General features: G+C 65.9%; 25 protein-coding genes. 16 read left to right on the top strand and 9 right to left on the bottom strand.

All coding sequences use genetic code 11. The features are described 5' to 3' along the window. Nucleotide 1 precedes the first annotated feature (1 nt). Nucleotides 2-1,399: a DUF2252 domain-containing protein gene (locus CH262_RS07540; protein WP_179274925.1), complete on the top strand. Its 1,398-nt coding sequence runs from the start codon at nt 2-4 to the stop codon at nt 1,397-1,399. Nucleotides 1,400-1,483: 84 nt separating this feature from the next. Here CH262_RS07540 and CH262_RS07535 read toward each other — a convergent pair whose 3' ends face one another. The 3 genes from CH262_RS07535 to CH262_RS07525 are packed head-to-tail and all read right to left on the bottom strand — an operon-like array spanning nt 1,484 to nt 3,590. Next, nucleotides 1,484-1,927, bottom strand: a complete 444-nt coding sequence (locus CH262_RS07535) for a DUF6918 family protein (RefSeq protein WP_027498296.1) — start codon at nt 1,925-1,927, stop codon at nt 1,484-1,486. Nucleotides 1,928-1,977: 50 nt separating this feature from the next. Continuing rightward, nucleotides 1,978-2,949: an o-succinylbenzoate synthase gene (locus tag CH262_RS07530; RefSeq protein ID WP_094717304.1), complete on the bottom strand. Its 972-nt coding sequence runs from the start codon at nt 2,947-2,949 to the stop codon at nt 1,978-1,980. Further along, complete coding sequence (locus CH262_RS07525) at nt 2,946-3,590, bottom strand: PaaI family thioesterase (RefSeq protein ID WP_027498298.1); 645 nt, start codon at nt 3,588-3,590, stop codon at nt 2,946-2,948. The genes CH262_RS07530 and CH262_RS07525 overlap by 4 nt, the downstream gene beginning before the upstream one ends. 68 nt (nt 3,591-3,658) lie before the next feature. Between CH262_RS07525 and CH262_RS07520 the strand changes: the two genes are divergently transcribed. The 3 genes from CH262_RS07520 (at nt 3,659) to CH262_RS07510 (ending at nt 6,162) form a co-directional block, all read left to right on the top strand. Then, nucleotides 3,659-4,552 carry a 1,4-dihydroxy-2-naphthoyl-CoA synthase gene (locus CH262_RS07520; RefSeq protein WP_027498299.1) on the top strand — a complete coding sequence of 298 codons (894 nt, stop codon included), beginning with the start codon at nt 3,659-3,661 and terminating at the stop codon, nt 4,550-4,552. A 6-nt stretch (nt 4,553-4,558) separates the two neighbouring features. Next, the gene (locus CH262_RS07515; RefSeq protein ID WP_256988727.1) at nt 4,559-5,680 is read left to right on the top strand and encodes a GGDEF domain-containing protein; all 1,122 of its coding nucleotides are present in this window, start codon (nt 4,559-4,561) and stop codon (nt 5,678-5,680) included. Between the two features lie 101 nt (nt 5,681-5,781). Next, nucleotides 5,782-6,162: a VOC family protein gene (locus tag CH262_RS07510; RefSeq protein ID WP_094717303.1), complete on the top strand. Its 381-nt coding sequence runs from the start codon at nt 5,782-5,784 to the stop codon at nt 6,160-6,162. Here the strand turns inward: CH262_RS07510 and CH262_RS07505 are convergent. Together CH262_RS07505 and CH262_RS07500 are read right to left on the bottom strand one after the other, a co-directional pair. After that, complete coding sequence (locus CH262_RS07505) at nt 6,159-7,430, bottom strand: sensor domain-containing phosphodiesterase (protein ID WP_256988726.1); 1,272 nt, start codon at nt 7,428-7,430, stop codon at nt 6,159-6,161. The two genes, CH262_RS07510 and CH262_RS07505, sit on opposite strands and share 4 nt — an antisense overlap. 105 nt (nt 7,431-7,535) lie before the next feature. Then, nucleotides 7,536-8,864: a hypothetical protein gene (locus CH262_RS07500; protein WP_256988725.1), complete on the bottom strand. Its 1,329-nt coding sequence runs from the start codon at nt 8,862-8,864 to the stop codon at nt 7,536-7,538. Between the two features lie 177 nt (nt 8,865-9,041). Between CH262_RS07500 and CH262_RS07495 the strand changes: the two genes are divergently transcribed. From CH262_RS07495 to menE, 5 genes are read left to right on the top strand one after another with little or no spacing between them, the layout of a single operon-like run. Beyond that, a complete protein-coding gene (locus CH262_RS07495) occupies nt 9,042-10,214 on the top strand; it encodes an inorganic phosphate transporter (protein WP_027498304.1) in 1,173 nt (390 codons plus the stop codon). A gap of 5 nt (nt 10,215-10,219) precedes the next feature. Then, nucleotides 10,220-10,507: a hypothetical protein gene (locus CH262_RS07490; RefSeq protein WP_027498305.1), complete on the top strand. Its 288-nt coding sequence runs from the start codon at nt 10,220-10,222 to the stop codon at nt 10,505-10,507. Between the two features lie 26 nt (nt 10,508-10,533). Continuing rightward, entirely contained in the window at nt 10,534-10,863 is a 330-nt protein-coding gene (locus tag CH262_RS07485) for a DUF3349 domain-containing protein (RefSeq protein WP_032369750.1), read from the top strand. Nucleotides 10,864-10,867: 4 nt separating this feature from the next. Next, complete coding sequence (locus CH262_RS07480; protein WP_027498307.1) at nt 10,868-11,182, top strand: DUF3349 domain-containing protein; 315 nt, start codon at nt 10,868-10,870, stop codon at nt 11,180-11,182. Nucleotides 11,183-11,192: 10 nt separating this feature from the next. Next, nucleotides 11,193-12,329, top strand: coding sequence for an o-succinylbenzoate--CoA ligase (menE, locus tag CH262_RS07475; RefSeq protein WP_094717301.1), 1,137 nt, complete (start codon nt 11,193-11,195; stop codon nt 12,327-12,329). 22 nt (nt 12,330-12,351) lie between these two features. On the opposite strand, the gene aztA is transcribed toward menE, so the two are convergent. After that, on the bottom strand, nt 12,352-13,002 hold the full coding sequence (gene aztA, locus CH262_RS07470; RefSeq protein WP_094717300.1) for a zinc ABC transporter ATP-binding protein AztA: 651 nt from the start codon (nt 13,000-13,002) through the stop codon (nt 12,352-12,354). Nucleotides 13,003-13,055: 53 nt separating this feature from the next. On the opposite strand from aztA, the gene aztB reads away from it, so the two are divergent. From aztB to aztD, 4 genes are read left to right on the top strand one after another with little or no spacing between them, the layout of a single operon-like run. Next, nucleotides 13,056-13,937 carry a zinc ABC transporter permease AztB gene (aztB, locus tag CH262_RS07465; protein ID WP_206498030.1) on the top strand — a complete coding sequence of 294 codons (882 nt, stop codon included), beginning with the start codon at nt 13,056-13,058 and terminating at the stop codon, nt 13,935-13,937. After that, nucleotides 13,919-15,142 carry an ABC transporter gene (locus CH262_RS07460; protein ID WP_094717299.1) on the top strand — a complete coding sequence of 408 codons (1,224 nt, stop codon included), beginning with the start codon at nt 13,919-13,921 and terminating at the stop codon, nt 15,140-15,142. The genes aztB and CH262_RS07460 overlap by 19 nt, the downstream gene beginning before the upstream one ends. Next, nucleotides 15,139-16,065, top strand: a complete 927-nt coding sequence (gene aztC, locus CH262_RS07455) for a zinc ABC transporter substrate-binding protein AztC (RefSeq protein ID WP_094717298.1) — start codon at nt 15,139-15,141, stop codon at nt 16,063-16,065. Before CH262_RS07460 ends, aztC begins: the two co-directional genes overlap by 4 nt. A gap of 29 nt (nt 16,066-16,094) precedes the next feature. Then, complete coding sequence (gene aztD, locus CH262_RS07450) at nt 16,095-17,288, top strand: zinc metallochaperone AztD (protein WP_179274924.1); 1,194 nt, start codon at nt 16,095-16,097, stop codon at nt 17,286-17,288. Nucleotides 17,289-17,336: 48 nt separating this feature from the next. On the opposite strand, the gene CH262_RS07445 is transcribed toward aztD, so the two are convergent. Together CH262_RS07445 and CH262_RS07440 are read right to left on the bottom strand one after the other, a co-directional pair. Next, on the bottom strand, nt 17,337-17,717 hold the full coding sequence (locus tag CH262_RS07445; protein ID WP_032390384.1) for a nuclear transport factor 2 family protein: 381 nt from the start codon (nt 17,715-17,717) through the stop codon (nt 17,337-17,339). Nucleotides 17,718-17,722: 5 nt separating this feature from the next. After that, entirely contained in the window at nt 17,723-19,399 is a 1,677-nt protein-coding gene (locus CH262_RS07440; protein ID WP_256988724.1) for an alpha/beta hydrolase, read from the bottom strand. A 62-nt stretch (nt 19,400-19,461) separates the two neighbouring features. On the opposite strand from CH262_RS07440, the gene CH262_RS07435 reads away from it, so the two are divergent. The 3 genes from CH262_RS07435 to CH262_RS07425 are packed head-to-tail and all read left to right on the top strand — an operon-like array spanning nt 19,462 to nt 22,087. Continuing rightward, entirely contained in the window at nt 19,462-20,241 is a 780-nt protein-coding gene (locus CH262_RS07435) for a PIG-L family deacetylase (protein ID WP_027498315.1), read from the top strand. Next, nucleotides 20,178-21,257 (top strand): ATP-binding cassette domain-containing protein, encoded by a 1,080-nt coding sequence (locus tag CH262_RS07430; protein WP_441344380.1) that lies wholly within the window; start codon nt 20,178-20,180, stop codon nt 21,255-21,257. Before CH262_RS07435 ends, CH262_RS07430 begins: the two co-directional genes overlap by 64 nt. Then, complete coding sequence (locus CH262_RS07425; protein ID WP_094717296.1) at nt 21,254-22,087, top strand: ABC transporter permease; 834 nt, start codon at nt 21,254-21,256, stop codon at nt 22,085-22,087. Before CH262_RS07430 ends, CH262_RS07425 begins: the two co-directional genes overlap by 4 nt. Here the strand turns inward: CH262_RS07425 and CH262_RS07420 are convergent. Continuing rightward, entirely contained in the window at nt 22,084-25,353 is a 3,270-nt protein-coding gene (locus CH262_RS07420) for a BTAD domain-containing putative transcriptional regulator (RefSeq protein ID WP_094717295.1), read from the bottom strand. The two genes, CH262_RS07425 and CH262_RS07420, sit on opposite strands and share 4 nt — an antisense overlap. Nucleotides 25,354-25,425 lie beyond the last annotated feature (72 nt).

The following is a 25,425-nucleotide window of genomic DNA, read 5'->3' as shown; positions in this document are numbered from 1 at the left end:
CATGCCCAGCTCCGGAAAAGGTCATACCGTCGTCACCGACTCGGCAGCAGTCGACAGCGCACCGTACGCATCGTTGCGTGCGCGGCCACTCCCCCGAGCCGAACGATACGAGCTGGGTCGACGCCTGCGCGACAAGGTCCCGATCGCATCGCTGGGCGACTGGACACCGCCGCCGGATCGCCCGGACCCGGTGCAGCAGATCGAGTACTCGCACCAGGGCCGGATCGAATGGCTCATCCCCACGCGCCTCGAGCGCATGGTCGAATCCCCGTACGGCTTCCTGCGCGGGACGGCCATCGTCATGGCCCGTGACGTCGCGATGCTGCCGTCGACCGGCATCAACCCGGTGATCAGCGGCGACGCCCACCTCGGAAACTTCGGGTTCTACGCCTCCCCCGAACGCGACCTCGTCATCGACCTCAACGACTTCGACGAAGCACACCCGGGTGCCTGGGAATGGGATCTACGACGCCTCGCCGCGAGCATCTGGGTGGCCGGCCGTCAGAACGGACGCAGCGAGGATCGGTGCCGCGATGCCGTCGCCGCCTGCGTGTCCGCGTATCGAATCGAGGTCGCGCGCCTCGCCGACGAACCGCTGATGTCGCGGTCGTTCCAACGGCTGACGGCCGAGAAACTGCAACGGGATGCCACTGCGGGATCGTTGCGCAAGGAGATCAAACGCGCCACCAAGAAAGCGCGTCGACGCACGAGTGACCGCGTCCTGCCGCGATTTACCGAGGAACACGAGGGCACTCGCAGGATCGTCGAGGAGCCGCCGATCACCACCCGAATCTCGGCCGAGGACGAGGAGTTGCTGGCCGTCGGACTGGACGAATACCTGGGCACTCTCACCCCGCATTGGCGTCGGGTATTGGGGGGATACACGTTGATCGACGTCGCGCATCGCGTCGTCGGAGTCGGCAGTGTCGGGCTCCGGGCGTACGTGGCACTGCTCGAAGGCACCAGCGCGGACGACGTCGTGTTCCTGCAGCTCAAGCAGGCCAGACGGTCGGTGCTCGCGCCATATGTGCACGGCGAATCGGCCTGGCACGACCACCAGGGACAACGCGTGGTGGAGTACCAGCAGGATCTGCAGACGGTCAGCGATCCACTGCTGGGGTGGTGCACGATCGCCGGACGGCAGTACTACGTGCGGCAGTTCCGGAACATGAAGGGGACGATCGACCTCTCGTCGATCGATGCACCCGCGCTGGTGGACTACGCGCGGGTGGTGGGGCGACTGCTCGCGAAGGGACACGCTCGCACCAGCGGCGCGTCGATGATCTCGGGATACACGGGCGATTCCGATGAACTCGACGTCGCACTGTGCCGATTCGCGCGGCTCTACGCCGACCAAACCGAGGCCGATTGGGAGCGTTTGAGCGCTACGCGCATGTGAGTGTGGAGCCCTCGGGTCGTTCCGCGGGCTCCACTCCCACCTCGTACCCTGCTACGAATTTCCACTCACATGCGGCGAAGCCGCTCAGGCGTGCTTGGCGACCAGATCGCCGACGCGCGGCAGTGCCTCGGTGACGTTCTTCTTCGCCGAGCCACGCAGGCTGCCGTAGAACTTCTTCACGACGGACTTGTCCGTCTCCTCGATGCGCGCATCGGTGACCGAGAGCAGAGCGTCGGACGCGGCATCTCCGTTGGCAGCAAGGTACTCACCGAACGTGCCCTGCGGGGCGGCGTTGTACGACTGCCAGAACGGATCGAGCTTGTCGACGAAATCGGGCCACAGAGCCGAGACCGCATTGTCGATGTAGGACGGACCGACCTTCTTCACTGCGCCGTAGCCCCCCTTGACCGCGAGGCCACTCGCGCCCTTCTTGTCGGCTACCTCGGCGTCGATCAATGCCAGTACGTCGACGCGCAGAGCGTCGGCCTTCGACTCGTCGAGCAGCGAATCCTTCAGTGCAGCAACCACTTCGAACTTCCTCCCAGATGTCGGCGGCCCCACGCGGACCGGGCGCAACACTACCGCAGCAGTGCGTGGCAGCGCCGCACTCGCTCGATCCACCACTGCGTGCGCTCGGCGTCGGCACCGAGTTCGATCAACGCGTGCGGATCCGGCTCGACGCTCTGGACCGGATACGTTCCGTCGACCACCTCGGGTGCCGGTGCGACGTCGCGAACGAACAGGCTGCCCGTCCCCAGTCCGCAGGCGAATTCGAGATGCGGCAGCGCGGCGGCAGCGGCGAGCCCGGAGGCGATGCCCACAGCCGAATCGAGTGCACTCGACACGACCACCGGCACGCCGTACTCCCCCAGTTCGCCGGCCAGTTCGAGCAGTGCGCGCATGCCGCCGAGCGGAGCGACCTTGAGTATCGCGATGTCCGCGCCGCCGGCCCGCACGACCTTCATCGGATCCTCGGCCCGGCGGATGCTCTCGTCCGCAGCCACCCGTACTCCCGGAGCCCGGCGGCGCAGCTCGACGAGCTCGGCAACCGTGGCGCACGGCTGCTCCGCGTATTCGAGTGGCCCGTCCGCAGTGAGAGCAGCCAACGCAGTGACTGCCTCGTCGACGGTCCAGCCCCCGTTGGCGTCGATCCGCACCCGCGGCACCAGCTCGCGCACCGCACGAACGCGAGCCACGTCGTCGGCCAGGCTCTGCCCCTTCTCGGCCACTTTCACCTTCGCCGTTTCGGCCCCGGGTGAGCGGCTCAGCACGCCCGCCACATCGGAGGCGTCGACCGCGGGCACGGTCGCGTTGACCGCGATGCGTCGACGCACCGCATTCGGTGGGCCCTTCCACGCGGCCTCGATCGCCGACGCCAACCACGGGGCGGACTCGACGTCGTCGTACTCGGGGAACGGCGAGAATTCACCCCACCCACCGGGACCACGAATCAACATCACCTCACGGGTGGTGATCCCACGGAACTTCGTCCGCATCGGCATCGAGAGCACGTGCGCACCGTCGAGCAGATCGTCGATCGGGGGAATCATTGCTGCCCCGGGAGCAACTGCACCATCAGTGCCTCGCAGTCGGCGAGCAGGTTGCCGTCCAGATCCGTCAGCCTCGCGCTGATGAACGTCTTACGACCCTCCACCTTGTCCACGGCACCCTCGACGACCAACTCGGTGTTCAGTGGGGTCACCTTGCGGTAGTTGATGTGCAGATATGCGGTCCGGCTGATGGGCCGACCGTAGGCATGCTGGATCAGGCCGAAGAGGTCGTCGAACAGCAGCGGAAGAGTGCCGCCGTGCGCGGCGGCGTTGCCACCGAGGTGGAAGCGACGGAACATGCCACGGCTACGGACGCCGTCGGCTGCGAATTTCTCGATGATCCACGGCGGCAGCAGCAGTGAACCACGGCCCGGCAGAGCAGGTACCCGCCCCGCGGTCTGCTTGCCTTCGGCGACCACGTGCGGCTCCAACAACTCGATCAATTCTCGAGTCTTGCTCGCGGCTGCCTCGGTGACGTCTGCGGGCAACGACGTGGACACCGCGAGATCCTGGACCGTGCGCAGTGCCTCGAGCAACTGTCCGTATTCCGGCCCCACCTTCGCCGGAACGAAACGAGGGAAGCCGCCGTGGTGGTCGTAATCGGGGTCGGAACTGCGGTCGAGCTGCATCGGATCGGTCATGACCTGCACGCTAGCTGCATCACCCGGCCGCAACGGATTCAGCCCTCGCCACCGTTAAGCTGGCCCACGTGACCTTCACTCCCGCACTGTGGCGTCCCGTTCCCGGCTTCGAAGATCTGACCGACATCACCTATCACCGCCACGTGTCCGACGCGACCGTGCGGGTGGCGTTCGATCGTCCCGAGATTCGCAACGCTTTTCGGCCGCACACCGTCGACGAGCTCTACCGCGCGCTCGAACACGCACGCGTGAGTTCGGACGTGGGAACGGTGCTGCTCACCGGCAACGGGCCGAGCAGCAAGGACGGCGGCTGGGCGTTCTGTTCCGGCGGCGATCAGCGCATTCGCGGACGAAGTGGCTACCAGTATGCGGACGGTGAAACGGCCGAGACGGTCGACAAGGCGCGCGCGGGCCGACTGCACATTCTCGAGGTGCAGCGGCTGATCCGCTTCATGCCCAAGGTCGTCATCTGCCTCGTCAACGGGTGGGCAGCGGGTGGCGGGCACAGCTTGCACGTGGTGTGCGATCTGACGCTCGCGAGCCGCGAGCACGCTCGCTTCAAGCAGACCGACGCCGACGTGGGCAGCTTCGACGGTGGTTACGGCAGTGCGTACCTGGCCAAGATGGTCGGGCAGAAGTTCGCCCGAGAAATCTTCTTCCTCGGCGAGACGTACTCGGCCGAGGAAATGCACCGCATGGGCGCGGTGAACAAGGTGGTCGATCACGCCGAACTCGAGAACACCGCCATCGAGTGGGCCGCGAAGATCAACGCCAAGTCGCCGCAGGCGCAGCGGATGCTCAAGTACGCGTTCAACCTGCAGGACGACGGTCTCGTCGGCCAGCAGTTGTTCGCCGGTGAAGCCACCCGGCTGGCATACATGACCGACGAGGCCGTCGAGGGACGCGATGCGTTCCTGGAGAAGCGCGAGCCCGACTGGTCGCCGTTTCCTCGATATTTCTGACGCTTCGTGACCCCGAACTCACATCACCGCGATCGCGGTACTGCCGCGGGTGCTCTGTGGGCCTGGTTCACGCAGCCGTACGACTACCGCTGGATGGCGGACTTCCAGAACTCGCGGCCCACCGGAAAGCTCATCCGATGGGTGATGGCGATCCTGACGCTGAACTACGGCGCTCTGGCGGTGGTGGCCCTCTTCTCCGACGGTGCCACGCGGAACGCCGCGGCGATCGGCTGGAAGGCATTCCTGGTCGTCATGGCGGTGGCGGTCGCGGCCGCGTGGATCGTCAAGCCGTTCCCGGGTCGTCTCGGGGTGGTGGCATTCGCGGTGTTCGCCGATCTGGGCACCGCGTCGTCGATCCTCGTCAACCCGATCGCCGACGCGATCCTGACGTGCGCGTTGTTCGCCGTCATCGGCACGTTCTGCACGTTCTTCGTCAGTCCACGGTGGCTGGTGGCTCACCTGATCTTCTCGGTGGCGTGCACCGTCGTTGCCGCGGCGGCGACGTACCGCACCGGCGACGTGGACGTCGCATCGCTGATCTTTCGGACCGACGTGGTGTTGCTCGCGATCGCCGGGGTGCCGCTCACCTCGCATCTGTTGGTCACCGTGTTGACCGACGACGCCCGTAGTTCGTTGCTCGACCCGCTCACCGGGTTGCTGAATCGGCGCGGGCTCGAATCGGTGATCCACGACGTCTGGTTGCTCGGCCGCGAGGAGGATCGCTGCTCGGCCGTCGTGGTCGTGGACATCGATCGCTTCAAAGCCGTCAACGACGACTATGGGCACGAAGAGGGTGACGCCGTCATCGTTCGCGTCGCCCAGCGTCTGGGCGCACACATGGGGCGGTACGGCGTGATTGCACGCACCGGCGGCGAGGAATACCTCGCCGTGGTCTCGACGTCGCGCCTGCACATCGATGCGTTGATCCACGGTGTTCGACGAGCCATGCGCGATCCCGACGACGGCGTCGCCGTGACGGTCAGCGTGGGGGCAGCCATCCTGCACGCGAGTTCACCCCTGTGGGAGCAGAACGTCGACCTCGTGACGCGGGCGATGCGGGTGGCGGACTCGATGATGTACGAGGCCAAGGCAGCCGGCGGAAACCGGATCGTCACGACGGTGCTGTGACGCCACTGATCGATGCCATTGATCCGGGTCGTTCCGCAGGCTCCACTCTCGCTGTGACCATCCTGCGGCAGTGATGGTCGGTTGCGTGATATCCATGCGAGGTGGACATCCTCGCTGCACGTACCATCCTGCGCCCGGTCGACTACCGGAAGACCCTCGAGTTCTATCGAGACGGCCTGTCCCTTGCGGTGTGCCGTGAATATCCCGGCGGCACGGTGCTGTTCGCAGGCCAAGGACTGATCGAGATCGCAGCGCACGGTGGCACCGAGGAGCCGGGATCGTTCTCCGGGGCACTGTGGCTGCAGGTTCGCGACATCGATTCTGCCACAGCGGAATTGGAGCAGGCCGGCATTGCGATCGTGCGGGAGGCGACCACCGAACCCTGGGGGCTCATCGAGATGTGGATCGAGGATCCCGACGGAATTCCCATCGTGCTGGTGCAGATTCCGCAGGACCACCCACTACGCCGGGATACTCGCTAGCCACCCGAGACGGTTCGCAGCACCGCCGACGCCGATTGCGGCCTCGACCACAGATATCCCTGCGCCAGAGTGCATCCGAGATCGAGAGCGGCGTCGGCCTGAGCTCGACTTTCGATCCCCTCGACGATCATCGTCAGCTCCAGATCCTTGGCAACCGAGGCCAACGACTTGATCATCGCCCGACCGGCCACGGTGTCGATGAACCGCGTCAGATGTCCGTCGATCTTGATGCCGTCCGGTTGCAACGTCACCAAGCGTTCGAGAGACGACCAGCCGGAGCCGAAGTCGTCGAGCAGGACGCGGAAACCCAGCCGGTGCACGTCGTCGATGTGCTTGCGCAGCAACGGCCCTGGCGTCACCGACGAGGTCTCGGTGAGTTCGAGCGAAATGGACTTCGGCGACACCTCGGTCGACGAGATCGCACGTTCGAGTTGGCCGACGCCGTCCGGATGCGCCAGATGACGTCCGGAAATGTTGACGGTCAGCCGCAGGTCCGGTCGGTGTACGTGCCACTTCTTCATCTCCGCGGCTGCCTGCGCGAGCACGCTCAGATCCACGTCGATGATCAGTTCACTCGCCTCGGCGAACGGCACGAAGTCCGCGGGCACCACCAGACCCCGAGTGGGATGGTGCCAGCGCGCCAATGCCTCGAAGCCGACGATCTCCTCTGTCCGTAGGTCCACGATCGACTGGAACCACGGCACGATGTGACCGTCGGCGAGGGAGTCGGCAATGTCGTTGTCGCTGCCGAGTCGGGTGGATCCCGAGCCGACCCGCCGATGCAGATCGAGCTGCTCTTCGAGGACGGACGCGAACTGTTCGAGCTCCTGCATCTGGTCGTTGGAGAGGGGCCTCGAAGTGCGGTCGAGCAGACACAGAGTGCCGATCACCAGACCTTCTCGTCCGCGAAGCGGAACCGAGGCATAGGACTCGATGCCGTTCTCGTCGAGCAGCGCGCGTTGCCGGGTGGTGGCATCGACCCGGCCGTGGGCGACGACCGCAGGCACTCCCGTGCGCACCACGTCGTCGCACAGGGTGTCGGCCCGAACCACGGTGGACATCGGCGGACCGCCGATGTTGACCAGTGTGTACTGGGTGTCCTCGTCCAACACGTTCAGCTGGGCGATGGCGAATCCGACACTGCGTGCCGCGAATTCGACGGTGGAGCGCAACGCGGGTGTGGTTGCTTCCAGATCGAGGTAGCGGCGAGCCGAGTCGCTCTGCCGCCGAGACTGGGAGCGTGCGGTGTCGTGCACCTCACCGTCCACCAGCATCTCCTCGCAGCCGACATCCGGGCACGCTCTCGACCCGGGTGGAACCGAGTTTAACCGTGCACGAACGGCAGACCGCAGGCAAACCCCATCTCGAGCTCGTCACAATGCCGGGAAGCGTGTGTGCAGGAGCCGATGACGCAACACAGCCGCGGCCACCCGTGCGCCTTCGTCGGTTGCGACGCGGTTGTCGGCCGAGCGGAACGCTCCGAGAGCGTCGAGTTCTGCGATCAACGTGTCCGCCAGAGTCTCGGCGTGCTCCGACTCCGGCTCCTCCCCCGCGTGGGTCCATCCCTCCGCACGCAACAGTCGAGCCGAATCGTCGGCCGTCGCCTGCGCGTCGGCGATGTCGTTGCCCAGGATCATCCGGGCCAGGAGAACCTCCGCAGCGATCGAGTCGGGGTGGTAGTCACTGCCGACGATTCCCCCGGTGAGCACGCGCCACAATCCGTCCGAGCTCAGCTGCCGGGTGCGCGTCATCGGAACCAGCCGGCCTGCGGATCGACGCATCAACCGAAGTCGCATCACCAGACGCCGGAGAGCGAGAACCTTGTCGGTATCGAGTTCGCGTCCGACGAACTGCGGACGCTCGGCCACCGGAAACACAGTGCGAGCGATCCGCGCCACCAGATCGTCCGGCAGATACCCGCCATCGGTCAGCGCCACGCCGTCGCCGATGCACCCGATGAAGCTCTCGAGTCTGCGCACGCACCCGTACACCGGCTCGACCGCCTCGTGCAGCGCCTCGCGCAAACCCAGGTAGAGCTCGGCACGTGGAGCGCTGTAACTGCTCCACAGTTCGATGCGGTGGTCGAGAAGTTGTTCGAGCAGAACGTCGTCGGTGCCGTTCTTGCCCTGCTCCGAGGTCAGCACCGCGTCGGTCACGCCGCGACGACGCGTCGCCCGTGCGGTGACTCCCAGCGGCCTGCCACCGGGCTTCGACGGCTCGAACTCACCGGCAATGGTCGCCACTTCGAGTGTCTCACCGATCTTTTCGACGATGGCCCGCTCGACCCCGGTCGGAGCGTCCTGCCACGTCACCAACTCGGTGTCGACTGCTCCGATACCGGATTGCTCGGTGGCGGCGCGGTACTGCTGCAGCCAGATCACATCGTCGGTGGCACGTACGAGCTCGTCCGTCACGCCGCTGCGTGCGATCTCCGCATACGCGACGCGTCCCAGCCGCTCGAGCAGATCCCCGAGCGCACGGGCGATGTCGACGGCCCGATCGGGGCCCTCGGCCGCGTGGCGCAGATAGATCCACAGAAACGTCTGTACGGAATGCTGTGTCGGCCCCGCAGGCGGCGACACCGCGGCCAGTCCGTCCCACCCGAGCCGGGCGTCGGCGGCAAGAGCCGGATCGACGGAATCGAAGTACGACAGGGCGGCCGACACCGCATCATCCATACCCGATCCCTTCACGTCGTCCACTGTTCCACAATGCTTCGACCGGAGGAGACCACCGCCGTGCGCTACGCCACAGACGAAGTGGACATATAAGGCAAAAAGGTGAACTGCAGGTGAACTGGAGACGACTTCGCGGCACCCGAGAAGAACACTTCGCAAGAAATTTCCTTCAATGACCGTTCGTGTCCCACACTTTCCACCGTGAGCGCTGAATTTCTCGTACTTCTCGTGGTGGTCGTGACGGCCCTGGCCTTCGACTTCACCAACGGTTTCCACGACACCGCCAACGCCATGGCGACGTCGATCGCAACGGGGGCATTGAAGCCCAAAGTCGCGGTCACCCTGTCTGCCGTCCTCAACCTGGTCGGCGCCTTCCTGTCCGTAGAGGTCGCAGCCACCGTCGCGAAGGGGATCGTCAATCTCGGCGACACCGGCGGCCAGGCCCTGCTGACCATCATCTTCGCCGGCCTCGTCGGCGGCATCCTGTGGAACCTCGCCACCTGGCTGCTCGGCATCCCGTCGAGCAGCTCGCACGCACTGTTCGGCGGCCTCATCGGTGCCACCATGGCGGGCCTGGGAACCAGCGGCGTCGTGTGGGACGGAGTGTGGAGCAAGATCGTGTTGCCCGCCGTGCTGGCCCCCATCGTCGCCGGCCTCGTCGCCACCGTCGGTACCTGGATCATCTACCGCATCACCAACGCAGTTCCCGAGAAGTCCAAGGAGCGCGGATTCCGCTGGGGCCAGATCGGTTCGGCCTCACTCGTCTCGCTCGCCCACGGCACCAACGACGCTCAGAAGACGATGGGCGTGATCTTCCTGGCGCTCGTCGCGTACGGGACCGTCTCGCCGGACGCCGAGATGCCCCTGTGGGTCAAGGTCACGTGCGCCCTCGCCATCGCGTTGGGCACCTACCTCGGCGGCTGGCGTGTCATCCGCACCCTGGGCAAGGGCCTGGTCGAGATCGCATCTCCGCAGGGCATGGCCGCCGAATCGTCCTCTGCAGCAATCATTCTGACGTCGAGCCACCTCGGCCTCCCGCTCTCGACCACCCAGGTTGCCACCGGCTCGATCCTCGGATCGGGACTCGGCAAGCCCGGTGCCGCCGTGCGCTGGAACGTCGCAGGACGCATGGCCGTCGCTTGGGTCATCACCTTGCCGCTCGCCGGCGTGGTCGGCGCTGCATGCTGGCTGCTCGCCCACACGATCGGCGGTCTGCCCGGCATCCTCGTGGTCTTCGCCATCCTCGTCGGCCTGGCCACCGTCATGTACATCCGCTCGCGCCGCGAACCCGTCGATCCGGACAACGTGAACGCCGAATGGGACGGCGGACTCGTTCCTGCCGCCGCCGAAACCGACTCCCCCGCGAAGGTCTGAACATCATGGAAACCCTCAAGCACACACTCGATTCGCTCTGGCAGGTCGTTCTCGTCGGCCTGCTGCTCGGTGCCGGACTGCCCGCGATCTTCGCTTTCGGACTCAAGGCACTCTCGGTCGGTGAGCCCTCGGACGAGGCCACTGCCTCGGGCACCACACGCGTGGCCCGACCCGCAGTCGCCACCGCCGCGGCCGTCCTCTGTTTCGCAGTGGTCGTCGTCGCCATCGTGGCCGGAATTCTCTTCATCATGAAGAACTTCCTCGACAGCACATTCGGCATCTCCGTCTTCTGACACACCCGAGAAGGGGTACAGCTCTCATGACCGACTCCACCAAGACCGCATTCCCGGCCTCGGTGCTCGAATGGCTCCGAGCCGGATACCCCGAGGGCGTTCCGCCCAAGGACCGATTCCCACTCGTCGCCCTTCTGCGCCGCGCCGCACTCACCGACGCTCAGGTGCAAGAGATCGTTCTCGAACTCGTCTCTCCCGCCAACGGTGCACTCGACGACGGTGCCATTTCGACCGAGGAGATCGCGACGTACATCCGCGACCAGATCGACGCCGAGCCGACGGCCGAGGACATCTCCCGTGTCTCGGCACGACTGGCCGCCGGTGGCTGGCCGCTCGCGGATCCGGCTGCCCTGTAAGACCATGGCGGTCCCGTCGTTCCTCCACTCGATCGTCGAGTGGCTCCGCGGTGGGTATCCCGACGGGGTACCCGAAGCGGATTACGTTCCCCTCCTTGCCCTTCTGAATCGGCGGCTGTCCGACGACGAAGTGCAGTCGGTGATGGATGCCCTCATCGCCGACGGCCAGTTACCTGCCGACAAGGCCGGAATTTCCGTCACCATCACCAAGGTCACCAACGAGCTGCCCCGAGAAGAGGACGTCAATCGGGTGCGCGCGAACCTCGCCGCCGGGGGTTGGCCTCTGGCCGACCCGTTCACGATCCGGCGCAAGGACTAATCTCGCCAGTGTGCTCGAGAGCGTTCCCATTCCAGCAGGCTCGGCCGCGGCAGACATCCTGCCGCGGCTGAGCCGTCTGCTGGCCGGCGACGGCCCGGCCGTCCTCCCCGTCCCCGCCGACGATCCACGCGAGATCCGACGCCTGCACGACGCGTTGGCCCCCGGAACCCCCATCGACGACGACGTCGCATTGGTCGTCGCGACATCGGGGACGACGGGAATTCCCAAGGGTGCCATGCTGTCTGCGTCCGCACTGGTCGCGTCGGCGACGTCAACCGAGGAGCGTCTCGGCGGCCCCGGCTCGTGGCTGCTGGCTCTGCCCGCACACCACATCGCCGGGATGCAGGTGTTGCTGCGCAGCGTGCTCGCCGGCACGTCGCCGGTGATCATGGACGTATCTGCCGGCTTCGACCCGGCCGCGTTGATCGAGGCCGTGGGACGGATGTCGGGTCCGCTGCGCTACACCTCCCTGGTGCCCGGCCAGTTGGTCAAAGCACTCGAGAACCCCGAGGCCACTGCTGCACTGGCATCGCTGGACGCCGTGTTGCTCGGCGGCGCTGCCACGCCGATTCCGTTGCGCGAGAGAGCCATTGCCGCGGGCGTTCGATTGGTACGCACCTACGGCATGAGCGAAACCGCGGGCGGCTGTGTGTACGACGGAGTTCCGTTGCACAGCACCGTCGTTCGGATCGACGACGGACGAGTGGTTCTGGGCGGGCGGACTCTGGCCTCGGGCTATCGCGGATTACCCGATCACCCGGCGTTCGCCGAGCCGGGATGGTTCCGCACGGACGACGCAGGCACGATGATCGACGGGGTGCTGAGCATCACCGGTCGACTCGACGAGGCCATCTCGACGGGCGGCTTGACCGTCGTACCGCAGGTGGTCGAAGCCGCGCTGGCAACGCATCCCGCTGTCCGCGAGTGCGCTGTCGTCGGATTGCCGGATGAGCGCCTCGGCCAGAAGGTGGTGGTAGCAGTGGTTGCCTCTGCGCCGGTGACGTTGGCGGAGTTGCGCTCTCACGTCGAGCAGTCGCTCGATGCCACCGCTGCACCGCGGGAGCTGTTCCTCGTCGACGCACTGCCGACCCGAGGCCCGGGCAAACTGGACCGCGCGGGATTGCGAGCCGCGTTGGCAGCGCGGTGAGAGCACCCGACGCGCGTATCCGTCAGGACACGATTCGACCGTCCTCGAGTCGCACGACTCGGTCGGCCGCGGCCAACACCTCGGGATCGTGAGACACACACGCAACGGCAACTCCGCGCATCGTCTCCTCACGCATGACGGCTCGAATCCGTTGTCCACTAGCGGCGTCGAGACCTGTCGTGGGTTCGTCGAGCAACAGGAGATCGGCCCGGCGGGCCACACCCTGCGCCAGTAGGGTCCGCTGACGCTGCCCTCCGGACAGGTCGGCGAACGGCATGCCGGTCAGTTCCGCGATGTCGAGGCGCTCGAGAGCGTCGCGCACCGATGCCCGAGCCTCGGTGTTCATCGGACGCCACCGGCCGAGGCGTCCCCACGCACCCACTGCCACGACGTCCCATACGGTCAACGGCAACCGATCCGGCACAGCAGCGCGCTGCGGAACGAATGCAATTGCGCGAGTTGCGCTTCGGGTCCCGCCCGTCAGTGGCCGGGTGCCGGCGACCACCTCGAGCAACGTGGACTTGCCGGCACCGTTCGGCCCTGCGATGGCCGTGAGCCGACCGGGTAACAGGTCCAGATCGACGCCTGCGAGTGCCGTGTGGCCGGAGAACTCGACGCGGACGCCCCGGAGGCGAGCGAACTGGGACGACGCGCTGACAGCTGAGGTGTTCACATTGCCACTATACGATTTTGAATATCGTTATCAATCTCATTAAGCTCCCGAATGTGCCATTTCAGACAATCGACGCGCTGTTCGAGCCGTTCGACCTCGGTTTCGTACAACGCGCCCTGTTCGGCGGAGCCCTGGTCGCCGTGCTGTGCGGGGTGGTCGGAACGTGGGTGGTGATCCGCGGCATGGCATTTCTGGGTGAGGCGCTCGCACACGGAATGCTGCCCGGTGTCGCTCTCGCGACCGTTCTCGGAGTTCCGGTGATGATCGGCGGCGCACTGAGCGCGGTCGCCATGAGCCTCGGGATCACCGCGCTGCAACGCCGCGGAACACTGTCCTACGACACGAGCATCGGGATGTTGTTCGTGTCCATGTTGGCGCTCGGCGTCATCGTCATCTCCCACTCGGGGAGCTTCGCCACCGATGCCACGTCCATACTGTTCGGCGACATTCTTGCCATCTCGCACACGGACCTCTATCTCCTGGCAGGAGCGGCCGCACTCGGAGTTGCTGTCGCGGCGCTGTTTCATCGACCGCTGGTCGCCGTTGCGCTGGACCCCCGAATTGCCTCGGTGCTCGGACTCGGGCCGCGCTCGGCTCAAGCAGTTCTCGTCGCACTGGTGACGCTGGCAGTCGTCGCGTCGTACCAAGCCGTCGGCTCGCTGCTGGTCGTCGGACTCCTGCTCGCCCCTGCCGTCGCCGCCGGGCAGTGGACCACCCGCATTCCCACTCGAATGCTGGTGGCGGCCGCCCTCGGCGTGCTGTCCGTATTCGGCGGCCTACTGATCTCCTGGCACGCGGCCACCGCCGCCGGTGCCTCCGTGGCGGCGACCGCGATCGCGGTGTCCGGCCTGTCGTACGCGATACGCAGTGCCGTCACCGCCATCCGTCCTCGCCCCACTTCACCCGAAAGGAACACGTGCGCACCCGCATCCTGACCACCACAATCGCCGTCGGTGCCCTCGTTCTCGCATCGACGGCCTGTTCCTCGGAGACGAACCTGCCACGCACAGACGAACCCGCAGGCGAAGGCCACGGGGCAATAGCCGGTGCCGCCGAACTCGCCGAACCGCGGCTCGGGCTCACGTCCGTGGACCCGACGGGGCGGGTGTCCCATCGCGATCTGCTCGACGACACCGTCACCGATCTCGGGACCATCGGAGCCCCGCAGGCTCTGCACACCGACGGCCGCTACCTGTTCGTGCAGACCGACGCGGGCGTCGAGATCGTCGACAGCGGGGTCTGGACCTGGGACCACGTCGACCATTTTCACTACTACCGCAGCGAGCCTCGACTGCTCGGCACGGTCGGCGGCTCAGGTTCGGCAACCGTTGCCACGTCCAACCTTTCGACTTCGGGAGGTACCGGACTGTTCTTTGCCGACTCCGGCGAGGCTGTGCTGCTCGACACCGAGGCCCTGTCGAAAGGCACAGTCGTGGAACGATTCCGAAAGGTCACCACGCCCGGTGCCGGAACGGTCGTTCCCGTCGGCACTTTCGCGCTCGTGACCGAGGGCTCCGGTCCGTCGACCTCGGTCGTCGGATACACCGCCGACGGAGAACGCACCGGGCCGGTCGAACCGTGCCCGCACGCCCGCGGCACGATCACCACCAGGGTCGGTGCCGTGATCGGGTGCGCCGACGGCGCACTGCTCGCCTCGGCCACCGGTGACGAGTTGGCGGTCGAGAGAATCCCCTACCCGGCCGGCGCTACCGCCGCGGCAGCGACGTCGTTCGACAACCGCGAGGGCCGCCCCACGGTCGCAGGTTCTGCCGGTGCAGAGGGCATTTGGATGCTGGATACCCGCGAACGGTCGTGGTCCCTACTCCCGGCACCGGCACCCCTGGTGCACGTCACCGCCGTGGACGATGCGGACGAGCACGTGCTGGCCCTCACCGAGGATGGCCGAGTCCTGGTATTGGACGGCAACAACGGAGCAATTCTGGCCGAAACCGAACCGCTGGTGGCCGAATCACTCGAGGCCGGCGCGTCCCCGACTCTCGTCGCCGACGATCAGCGCGCCTATCTCAGCGCCCCGACCGAACGACGGCTGTACGAGATCGACTACGCCGACGGTGCCCGCACAGCGCGGACCTTCGACACCGCCACCGAACCGGCCTTCACCGCGGAGACCGGACGATGACGAGCGGACGCGTCAGCCGCTTCTCATCGGCAGTGGCGGTGGCCGCAGCAATCGGACTGTGCCTGAGCGGCTGCTCCGCCGACGGTGACGACCGCCCGGTGGTGATCGTGTCGACGAACATCCTCGGCGACGTCGTGCAGCAGCTCGTCGGCGACGAGGCAGACGTGGTGACGCTGATGAAGCCGAACGCCGACCCGCATTCCTTCGAGATCTCGGCGCAGGAAGGTGCCCGCCTACGCACGGCAGACCTGATCGTCTCCAATGGTCTCGGCCTCGAGGAAGGTCTGCAGCAACACCTCGACGAGGCAGCGGCGGAGAACGTGCCCACCTTCGTCGCGGGCGACGCCATCGATGTCCTCGAGTACACGGAAGGGGACGCCGCAGGCAGTCCCGATTCGCACTTCTGGACCGATCCCGCGCGCATGACAGCCGTCGTCGATGCCCTCGAGCCGGCGCTCGCCGGGCTGGACGGTGTCGATTCTGCCGAGATCGCCGACCGCACAGCAGGTTACCGGCTGCAATTGAAGGGGCTCGACGACGACATGAGCGCCACCTTCGCTGCGATCCCGGATCAGCGCCGCGCACTCGTCACCAATCACCATGTATTCGGTTATCTCGCAGACCGTTTCGATTTCACGGTGATCGGGGCAGCCATTCCCGGCGGCACCACCCTGGCGGCACCGTCTGCTTCCGATCTGGCCGAACTCGTCGGAGCCATCGAGAAGACCGGTGTTCCTGCAATATTCGCGGAATCGTCTTCTCCGGATCGTCTCGTCCAGGCCTTGGCGAGTGAGGCCGACATTCGCGTCGCTGTGATCGAACTGTTCACCGAATCCCTCACCGCACCCGACGGCGGTGCCCCCGACTACCTCACCATGATGCGCGTCAACACCGAGCGCATCTCCGATGGACTCACCAGCTGACCGATTCGTCACACAGAAAAGGAACAATCATGCGTATCAACGATTTTCGAAGGGCGAGCGTCACCGCGCTCGCCCTCGGTGCGGTAGCGACCCTGGCGGCGTGCGCCTCCGGCACCACACCCGCCGCCGAATCCACAGCGATTGCGGCCGGGCCACGGGTCGCAGTGTCCTACGAAGGCGGCCTTCGGGTGCTCGACGCCGAGACGTTCGAGACCGTCGCTGATTTCGACTCCGAGGAGTACACGCGCCTCAACCTCGCCGGCGACGACCGCAACGTCATGGTCACCACGAGCGAGGGCTTCCGTGTGCTCGACACCGCGGCCGGGACGACCGAGCAACCGCAACTGACCGACACCGTCTTCGAAGCCGAGAAGCCCGGTCACGTCGTACGACACGGCGGCAAGACCATCCTGTACGCCGACGGCACCAGCGACACCACGATCTTCGACACCGCAGCGCTCGAATCCGCAGACGGGCTCCCGGAGACCGAGAGCATCCCCGGTGTCGACGCGCACCACGGCGTCTCGATCGTCCTCGAAGACGGCACGTTTCTCACCACGGTCGGGAACTCGAACGGCCGCACCGGCATCGAGGTTCGTGACGCATCGGGCGCGGTCGTCGCCAAAAACGATCAGTGCCCCGGCGTCCACGGAGAGGGAACAGCGGAAGGCGAGATCGTCGTCTTCGGTTGCGAGAACGGCGCTCTGATCTACGACAAGGGCCAGATAACCAAGCTCGACGCTCCGGACCAGCCCTACGGACGGACGGGCAACGCGTATGTGAGCGAGACCAGCCCCCTCATCGTCGGAGACTACAAGGACGACCCGGACGCAGAGGGCTCACTCCTGCACGCGGTCACCGTCATCGACCCCGCGGCCAAGACCCTCGACGTCGTGAAGCTCCCCGACGGTGCCGAATACACCTGGCGCGGAGTCGCCCGAGGCCCCGGCGACCTGGCCTACATCATCGGATCGGACGGCGCAGTCCACGTATTCGACCCGACGACAAAGACATTCACCGCCTCGTACCCCGTCATCGACGCCTGGGAAGGTCCCGCGAAATACCAGGACGCCCACCCCGGCATCTCCATCGCGGGTGACACCGCCTACGTCACCGAACCGGCCGGCAACAGCATCCACGCCGTCGACCTCACCACCGGAAACGTCACCGAGAGCAAGCAACTCGATGTCACGCCCAACGAATTCGTCGTCGTGACTGCCTGACCCTGCAACCCGGGGACGCAGAAATCCACTCTGCGTCCCCGGGTTCGGCTACCCCGTCCGATCCGGCGGACCGTCGACCACAGGTGTGCCTTGGTGATGCACCAGTTCCCATCCATCGGAGGTGCGTCGCCAGATCGACGATCGACGGGCTCGACGTCCCGACCGTCGTGACGTCCACTGCACCAGAACGACACCCACGCCCAGTATCCGTCCGGAGAGATCGTGGACCTCGATGATGCCGTCGTCCGCACTTTCTCCGCCCAACAGCTCGAGTATCGACTGCTTGGTCCACACCACCCCCGATGCTCCGATCTCGACGAAATCGTCCGCCAGCAGCGCCACGAGTCTGCTTCTGTCACGCCGGGTTTCGGCCCGCTGCAACTGCCGCTCCAGCTCCAACACCTGGCCGACCTCGTCGTTCTCCCGCACCGATGTCAACCCGCCCTTTCGAGGTACAGCCGCTCGACGTCGGCGTCGGACCATCCCGGCGGTTCGAGGATGTCGGCCCACATGCGCACCGCGTCGGCTCCGTAGCTGTGGCCGTGCCCGTCGTCGACATCGGTGGAGAACACCTGGTCGAAGGTCAATTGCCAGAACGTCACGAACGGGAACCACTGCACTCCCGGATCGACGTCGGTGCCGCGGGGTTCCCGCAGCCAGTCGGGCCTGCCGAGGATCAGATCGGGTGACCACCACACGATCGGGTCGGATGCGTGCTGCCAGTACACGATTCGCGGCTCTTCCCACGGACCACCGATGTCGAGATCCCCGGACGAACTCGCGAATCGCACGTGCTCTCCGCCGTCGATGACAGGCAGGATCTCGCGGGAACCGGCGTCGCGTCCACCGGTGATGCGGGCCCACTGAGGCGTGAAATTGGGGTTGCCGACCCACAAGGCACCGTCGATGCGCGCGATCATGTCCTGCGCACCGCTGAATGCATCCTGCCCGCCGTAGGCGCCGAGGCTCTCGCCGAACAACACCAATTTGGGTCGTGAATCTTCCGGGAGTTCGCTCCATACCGCGTAGATCGCCTCGAACAGGGCTCGTCCGGCATCCTGCGGGGTCTGCCGGTCGGCCAGAAATGCCATCGGGCTCGGCAGGAACGAGTACTGCATCGACGCAATCGCCGAATTTCCGTCGTACAGATACTCGAGAGGGCCGGCGACGGATTCGTTGACCCAGCCACGTCCGGTGGTGGTCGCGACACCGAGCACGGCCCGTGAGAATGCGCCGGTACGTTCGAGTTCGGCCACCACCCGCTCTGCCACACCCTCGACCGTTTCGGCCGACTCGACACCGGCGTACACGCGGATCGGTTGCACTGCAGGCCTTCCGGTGAAGTCACTGATCTCGTCGGGCGATGCCCCGGAGACCACGAAGCGTCGCCCCTCCTGACCCAGCGACTCCCAGTCCTCGTTCGACGCATCGGACCCCGACAGTTCTGCTGCATCAGGCTTTTCCACACCCTCGTGGTTGCCGCGGTCGGCGGTCGACGCCGACTTCTCCGCGACGGCCACGATCCCCCGGATCAGTGCACCGTTGACGGCGAACACCACCAGCAGGGCAACGACGATCACGCTGGCGATCCGCGCCACCGGCCTCGGCACGTACTGCTTGCCCCATCGCGTCAGAGCCCGAGTTGCTCTGCGCAGCAGGCGGCCGAGAGCAAGCACCCCCACCGCTACCACCAGCGAGAGCACCAGCACCGCGATGTAGAGCGGCCGGCCGGGGTCTTCCACGCCGACCAGCTTGCGCACGATCTGCTGCCACCACGAGCCGAGGATCAGGAAGAGCGGAATCACCACCACCGCAGCCGCGGCCAACGCCCACCACCCACGTCGACGCCACTGCTCCGACCAGTCCGGTGACACTCCGCAGAGCCGAACCACCCAGGCAACGAGGCACCCCACGCCGTACCCGATCGCGACGCTGATCCCCGTGGCCACCGCCTGCAGGTACCACACACGAGGTAGCAGAGAGGGAGTCATCGACAGCGCGAAGAACACCAGAGCGAAGAAGATCCCCACCGGATGTAGTGCGCGACAGTACCGATCCGCTCGCGAATCCCGCCAATACGAACGTATCGAGGCCGACCGCCGTGTGGTCACCCATAGATCGTATTGGCCCGCCGACTGGGCCGCACCCACTTCGACGTGCAAGCATTCACGCCATGAGTGTTCTGGTCTGCTTCCACGCGCATCCCGACGACGAAGTGTTCGGCACGGGCGGCGTCATGCGGCTCGCGGCCGACGCCGGCCACCGCGTCGTACTCGTGACGGCCACCGACGGTGCCGTCGGCGAATATCCCGACGGCATCCTCGCCGACGGGGAGACGTTGGCCGCGCGCCGACACATCGAATTGGACCGTTCGGCTGCCGTCCTGGGCGTCGCGCGCGTCGTTCGCCTGCACTATGCCGATTCCGGAATGGCCGGCACACCGGAGAACGGCAACCCGGAGGCGTTCTGCAATGTCGACGTCGACACCGCGGCTGGGCGATTGGCCGACGTGTTGCGCGAGGAGCAGGCCGACGTCGTCACCATCTACGACCCGAACGGTGGATACGGCCACCCCGACCACATTCAGGTGCACGTCGTCGGCAAGCGCGCCGCCGAGATCGCCGAGACGCCGTACGTGTACGAGACGACCACCAACCGTGACCACATGCGCAGGTTGATGGAAGCCAATCCCCACTGGAGCGAAGAGGCGTCACCACCGGACATGGAGTCGTTCGGACTGCCGGAAACCGAAATCACCACTGTCGTGGACGTGTCGAGCGTCATCGCGGCCAAGCGGGCCGCGATGGAAGCGCACGAAACGCAGGTCGGCGATTTCGGGCCGTTTCTCGCAATGCCGATCGAGCAACTGACCACAGCGTTCGGTCTCGAATGGTTCCGCAAACTGCGGGGCACCGGCGGGGTCGGACTGACAGAGACATCGTTGCCGCTCTGACGAGACAGCTGCTGCAAGCGCGACGTATGCGTCGTGCAAGCGGTCGGGGCGATCGTTGTCCCATGACCACACCAGCTATCGAGGCCGACGGCCTCATCAAGACATTCGGCAAGCAACGCGCGGTCGACGGCGTCAGCCTGACCGTCCCAACCGGGGCGGTCTACGGCGTCCTCGGCCCCAACGGCGCAGGTAAGACCACCACGGTCCGCATGCTCGCCACCCTCCTTCGACCCGACGGCGGCTCAGCCCGAGTTTTCGGCCGAGACGTCGTCGCCGACGCCACCGCGGTCCGGTCGTTGGTCGGCGTCACCGGTCAGTACGCATCGGTGGACGAGGATCTCACCGCAACCGAGAATCTGGTCGTCTTCTCACGGCTCCTCGGCCTGAGCCGCCGCGACAGCAAAGCCAAGGCCGTCGAACTCCTCGAGGAATTCGGGTTGGCGGACGCAGCGTCCCGACCCTTGAAGTTGTTCTCCGGTGGCATGCGGCGGCGCCTCGATCTGGCCGCGAGCCTGATCTCGGCACCGCCGTTGCTGTTCCTCGACGAGCCGACCACCGGTCTCGACCCCCGCACCCGAGCCCAGATGTGGGACACCATCCGCCGGCTCGTCGCGGCGGGCTCGACAGTTCTACTGACCACTCAGTACCTGGACGAGGCCGATCAACTGTGTGATCGCATCGCCGTCATCGATCATGGCCGCGTGATCGCCGACGACACCGCCGACGGGCTCAAGTCTTCGGTAGGCACCTCCGCACTGTCACTGACTCTCACGGATCGAAACCAGATCGACGACGCCAGAGCTCTGGTCGCGAAGCAACTGGGCACAGAAGTGTCGGTCAGCCCCGAGTCCGCTCGTCTGACAGCACCCATGACCGACACATCGATCACCCCCGACATCTTGATTCGCCTGCGCGACTTCGGCATCGACGTCAGCGAAATCACCGTCACCAAACCCAGCCTGGACGAGGTATTCCTGACCCTCACCGGCAAGAGCGCAGACGAGGACGCAGCATGACCACTACTCTCACTCCGCAACCGGCGACGTACATCGACCCCGCCGACCGTCCGGTCGTCCGACACATCGGCCTGGCCCGCACCGCCGCCCAGTCCGCCACCATGGGATATCGCGGGCTGCTCAAGCTTCGCCACAATCCCGAACAACTCACCGACGTGGTGCTGCTACCGGTGATCTTCACCCTGATGTTCAGCTACATCTTCGGCGGCGCGGTTGCCGGCGACGTCACGTCCTACCTGCCGATGATCGTGCCCGGAATCCTGGTACAAACAGTCATCACCGGTTCCGTCGTCACCGGCACACAGCTGCGAGAAGATATGGACAAGGGTGTCTTCGACCGATTCCGATCTCTCCCGATCGCCCGAATCTCCCCGCTTGCAGGAGCATTGATGGCCGACGTCATCCGCTACCTGATCGCGGCTGTCGTCTGTTTCCTCACCGGGTTCGCGATGGGTTACCACCCGGCCGGAGGATTTCTCGGCCTCGCCGGAGCCGTCCTACTGGTGATGTTCTGCGCCTGGGCGATCAGCTGGATCTTCGCACTGCTGGGCACCCTGATGAGCAAAGCCTCCTCGGTCCAGGGCATCTCGATGCTGGTGCTGTTCCCGCTGACGTTCCTGTCCAACGCCTTCGTCGACACCTCCACGATGCCGAGCTGGCTCCGGTCCTTCGCGAACATCAACCCCGTCTCGCACCTGGTGACCGCGGTGCGCGAGCTGGCGAACAACGGGCACTTCGGTATCCACGTCGTGTACTCACTCGTCGGAGCCGTGGTCATAGTCGCCGTCTTCGCCCCACTGACCGTGAAGTCGTACATGCGCAAGGCCTAGGACACGGGTAGCGAACTCAAGATCTCTTGCAGTGCAGCATGTCTGGTGATACCAGCAGCCCGCGCGATACCGGCATCGACCGTAGGGTCACCGACAATCGCGCGGGCCGCGGCGACGTGCCGATCGATGCGCATCGACGGAAAATCCTGGCGACCCACCGCCCGCTCCGACGCCGCCAACAAGCGCAGACCCAACTCTGAGTCCCCGCAGTGCACCTCGAAAGAACCCACCGCGCAGGCGACGGCACCGAGCATCGGGATATCGTGGAAACCGCTCGGCATCAGCTTATTCCACGGTGTGCGCACCAGCTGCTCCACCGCGCCGCGCACATCCTCGGCACGTTCGTGCAACACATGTGCGCCCACGGCTGCGCACACCAGGATCGACATGAACGGATCCGTCGGATCGTCCGACGGCCACCCACCCATCTCCAGCGCCTCACGAAACAGCGTCAGCCCCTGCTCGATCGAACCGTCCTCCAGATCCGCCGCGGCTCGCGCCGCGGTCAACGACGCCGACGTCGACCTCTGTTGAGCTCGATCCCATCGAGCACCGACACCGTCGCCCTCACGTTCCGTTTTTTCTGCACCCCCATCGAGAACCCACTCCGGTTGCCCCGTCGACGAGGATAATTCGTCGATCAGCGTCCGAGCCTCGGCAGTCTGCCCCGCGCCGGTCAAGGCCATCGCGAGAAAGGTTCGGGTCTGCACACTCTCCTCGTACGCATGCATCTCCCACATCACGTCAGCGGCCGTGCGGTAGTACTCGGCCGCGCGAGCGTGGTCACCGGACAGACCGTACGAGCTCGCCAACGTCTGCGACGTCGACCCGACCGCCCACAGGTCGCCGCGTCGACGAGCGATACTCAACGCGCGCTCACCGTCCCTGATCGACTCGAACAGTCGACCCGAGTTCTGCGCGAGCATGGAGCGAACCACGTACGCGTTGCACCGCACATCCTCATGTTCGGAACGACTGGCGCGGGCCAGTTTTCGGGCCAGCCCGCGGCCGCCCGTGTGATGGACCACCACCTCGGAATTGAACCTCAGACCCGGCGACATTCCGGGCCTGGTGCGCAGGAGATGCCGTAAGTCGATCCGCATCCTCGCCACCTGGCGCAGGTTCCCGCCGTAGGCGAAGTGCGCCACCAAGACCAGCAGGCACATCGCGGCATTGTCGTCAGGTGCCCCGGCAAGGCCGCGGCGCATACTGTCCTGCACTCGGCCGGCCCAATTCAGCACCTCCGCGTGCGCGCCGCGCATGGCCCAGAAATAGCCCAACACCGAGAACAGGGTGCACACGTTGGCCGAAACATCATGCGCGAAGGAATGTCTCATCACCGACAACAAATTGTCGTGCTCGGCCTCCAACACCAGAACCATCTCGGCCGGTTGTCCAGCAGAGTAGCCCGTGGACACCCGAACCGCGACGGCCTCGGCCCACAAGCGCATCCGCGCGGCGACGTCGGCCGCCTCTCTGCTGACGTCGAGCTGCTCCTCACCGTACTCACGGACCGTCTCGAGCATGTGATAGCGGATTCCCGACTGCGTTTCGGCAACGGAGAGCAAGGACTGATCGACCAACCCATCGAGTGCAGCCGAAACATCCTCGACGTCGGCCCATTCCGCGACCCGGCGTGCGGCATCGAGATCGAAGCCCGCCGGAAACCGACACAGACGCCGCAGCGCCGCCTGCTCGATGGGTGCGAGCAGATTCCAACTCCAGGCGATCACCGCATGCAGGGTCCGGTGCCGTTCGGGCCTCGTCCGATCGACCGAACGTAGCAAGACCAAACGCCGGTCCAATCTGGCGGCGATGTCCTCCACCGTCATTGATTTGACCCGCGCCGCAGCCAATTCGATCGCCAGCGGCAACCCGTCCAACGATCTGCACAACCGCGCGACCGCATCGAGATCGAGCACCACAGAAGGGCGAACCGCGCGTGCCCGAAGGCAGAACAGTTCGATGGCAGGCGAATTCGGACCGGTTGACCCCAGAGGCGGCAGCGGATATACCGTTTCCGACGTCGACCCGATCGGAGAACGTGAGGTCGTCAACACGGTCACCGCATCGGTCGCCGAGACCAGCTTGTCCACTACCGCCGAAACCTCATCGATCACGTGCTCGCAATTGTCGAGAACGAGCAGACCGGGTCGGGCCGAGAACACGTCGACCAGGCGTTCCTGAATCGAATGTATCCGAGCGACCTGCAACCCTCCCACCAGGTAATCGGCCTCGGCCAGACCGAGGGTCGCAGCCACGGCGGATGCCACGTCCTCTCCGCTGCGGAGCGAGGCCAGCTCGACGAACGCAACCGGCATTCTCGCAGCAGCCCGACGTCCGAGCGCGTGAGCGATCCGCGTTTTTCCCGCCCCACCGGGCCCGAGCACGGTCGTCACGCGCGAGCCGGCCAGGACTCGTTCGATCGCGACGAGATCGTCGTCTCGACCGATAAGGGCATTGGGTGCGGCACGCAATCCTATGGTGTGCAACACCTTCGGGGCCGCATTCATCCGTCCGAGAATGTCGGCGTTCACAGCCGCCGCCGCGGGCGACGGATCGGTTCCCAACCGCTGTGACAATTCGGTTCGCAGCGACGCGAACACCATCAACGCATCGTTCGATCTACCTGCGCCGTGCAGAGCCCGCATGAGCTCCACGGCAGCGCCCTCGTCCGCTGGATCGGCCGTGACCCGAGCTCTGACGAGCGGGATCACCTCGCCGAATCGTCGCAGCCCTAGCAACGCGGCTATCCGAAGGGATGTCAGGGCAGCCTCCACCACGTCGGCCTCGACGCGCACGGTTTCCGGTGGCTCGCCGCGCCACAGGCCCAGCGCCTCGGTGACGGTATCGAGGGCCTCCTGACAGTGCCCGTCTTGGAGCATGCTGCCCGCTGCCCCAGCCAGCGCCTGCGCACGGCCGAGGTCGGTGTCCTCGGCACCGAGGACCAACCGATAGCCCCCAGGGCCGCCGGCCAGTGCACCCTCGGGCAACACCGACCGCAACCGAGAGATCTGCGTCTGTAACGCGTTCTTGGGAGATCGAGGCGGTTCGTCGGGCCACACGTCGTCGATGAGAGTTTGCGGTGATCGCGCCCGCCCCGGATGCAAGGCCAGAGACACGAGCAGGGACTGCGCTCGCGCACCGGGAACCGGCACCGAACGGCCGTCGATCGCCGCGGTGACCACGCCGAGAAGCCCCACCACCGGTTTGTCGGTCGTGGGGTCCGTCGTATTGGGGTCGGAGATGTCACTGCGCACTGACATCAGATCGTAGGCCGCCCGTCGAACACCCTCGACCTGACGTTCGGATTGTTTTGGACCTCTAATCAAACCTCG

Origin of the sequence: Rhodococcus sp. 05-2255-1e, assembly GCF_002259025.1 — a bacterium.
Classification (GTDB): domain Bacteria; phylum Actinomycetota; class Actinomycetes; order Mycobacteriales; family Mycobacteriaceae; genus Rhodococcoides; species Rhodococcoides fascians.
The sequence above is the reverse complement of the archived record's forward strand: the minus strand, read 5'-3'. Positions and strand labels throughout refer to the sequence as shown.

Bases quoted from the DNA above. Each gene is read 5' to 3' on its own strand.
- CH262_RS07540 (WP_179274925.1), top strand. From the start codon at position 2: ATGCCCAGCTCCGGAAAAGGTCATACCGTCGTCACCGACTCGGCAGCA.
- CH262_RS07530 (WP_094717304.1), bottom strand. From the start codon at position 2,949: ATGATTCCCCCGATCGACGATCTGCTCGACGGTGCGCACGTGCTCTCG.
- CH262_RS07525 (WP_027498298.1), bottom strand. From the start codon at position 3,590: ATGACCGATCCGATGCAGCTCGACCGCAGTTCCGACCCCGATTACGAC.
- CH262_RS07490 (WP_027498305.1), top strand. From the start codon at position 10,220: ATGGAAACCCTCAAGCACACACTCGATTCGCTCTGGCAGGTCGTTCTC.
- CH262_RS07485 (WP_032369750.1), top strand. From the start codon at position 10,534: ATGACCGACTCCACCAAGACCGCATTCCCGGCCTCGGTGCTCGAATGG.
- CH262_RS07480 (WP_027498307.1), top strand. From the start codon at position 10,868: ATGGCGGTCCCGTCGTTCCTCCACTCGATCGTCGAGTGGCTCCGCGGT.
- aztC (WP_094717298.1), top strand. From the start codon at position 15,139: ATGACGAGCGGACGCGTCAGCCGCTTCTCATCGGCAGTGGCGGTGGCC.
- aztD (WP_179274924.1), top strand. From the start codon at position 16,095: ATGCGTATCAACGATTTTCGAAGGGCGAGCGTCACCGCGCTCGCCCTC.
- CH262_RS07435 (WP_027498315.1), top strand. From the start codon at position 19,462: ATGAGTGTTCTGGTCTGCTTCCACGCGCATCCCGACGACGAAGTGTTC.
- CH262_RS07430 (WP_441344380.1), top strand. From the start codon at position 20,178: ATGGTTCCGCAAACTGCGGGGCACCGGCGGGGTCGGACTGACAGAGAC.
- CH262_RS07425 (WP_094717296.1), top strand. From the start codon at position 21,254: ATGACCACTACTCTCACTCCGCAACCGGCGACGTACATCGACCCCGCC.
- CH262_RS07420 (WP_094717295.1), bottom strand. From the start codon at position 25,353: ATGTCAGTGCGCAGTGACATCTCCGACCCCAATACGACGGACCCCACG.